Genomic DNA, 1,040 nt, shown 5'->3' on the forward strand with positions numbered 1-1,040 from the left:
TGGCCGGGCCGTGCGGCGCGAGTGCCGGCACCGTCTCGGCACAAGCCGGCCGGGCGTGCGCGCAGCGCGTGCGGAACACGCAGCCCGTGGGCGGATCCGACGGGCTCGGCGGATCGCCCGGCAGCAGGATGCGACGCGTCCGCCGCGCCGGGTCGAGCCGCGGCGTCGCCGAGAGCAGCGCGCGCGTGTACGGGTGCGCCGGGGCCTCGAACACCGCCCGCACCGGCCCCTCCTCCATCACCCGGCCGAGATACATCACGACCACGCGGTCGCAGAGATGCCGCACCACGTGCAGGTCGTGGCTGATCAGCAGCAGCGTCAGCCCGAGACGCGCGCGCAGATCGTCGAGCAGCGTGAGGATCTGTGCCTGGATCGAGACGTCGAGCGCGCTCACCGGCTCGTCCGCGACCAGGAAGGCGGGGTCGACCGCAAGCGCGCGGGCGATGCCGATGCGCTGGCGCTGCCCGCCGGAGAACTCGTGCGGGAAGCGCCGCGCATGGGCCGGTTCGAGCCCGACCTGGCGCAGCAGGGCATCGACCCGCGCGGCACGCTCGGCAGCGGGAACGAGGCCGTGGATCGCAAGCCCGTCGGCGATCTGCGCGCCCGCGCGCCGGCGCGGATCAAGGCTGCCGTACGGGTCCTGGAACACGATCTGCATCCGCCGGCGCAGCCGGCGCCACTCCGCGCGCGGGACGCCGGCGATCGGCCGCCCCTCGAAGACGATCCGCCCCTCGCTCGGCGGCGTCAGCCCGAGCAGCAGCCGCCCCAGCGTGCTCTTGCCCGAGCCGGACTCGCCGACGACGCCCACCGCCGCGCCGCGCGCGATCGCAAGATCGACCCCGCGCACGGCCTGCACCGGCCGTCCGCGGCGGAACAGGCCACGCCCCGGGAAGGTCTTGGAGACCCCGACGGCCTCGATCAGCGGCCCGGCGGTCATGCCGACGCGGTCTCGCGCCGCAGCGCGTCGAGGCGCACGCAGCGCACGTGCCGGCCGTCCTGCGGCGCAAGCGGCGGGACCGCCGCCGCGCAGGCGGGGGTGG

The 1,040-nt window shown here is 76.4% G+C and carries 1 protein-coding gene; it reads right to left on the reverse strand.

Features of this window, described 5'->3' with window-relative positions; all coding sequences use genetic code 11:
* The coding region (locus tag FK498_RS18815) for an ABC transporter ATP-binding protein (RefSeq protein WP_141857245.1) at positions 1 to 937 on the reverse strand (937 nt) is incomplete at its 3' end.
* Positions 938 to 1,040 lie beyond the last annotated feature (103 nt).

It is taken from the genome of Elioraea sp. Yellowstone (genome assembly GCF_006704265.1).
Taxonomy (GTDB): Bacteria; Pseudomonadota; Alphaproteobacteria; order Acetobacterales; family Acetobacteraceae; genus Elioraea.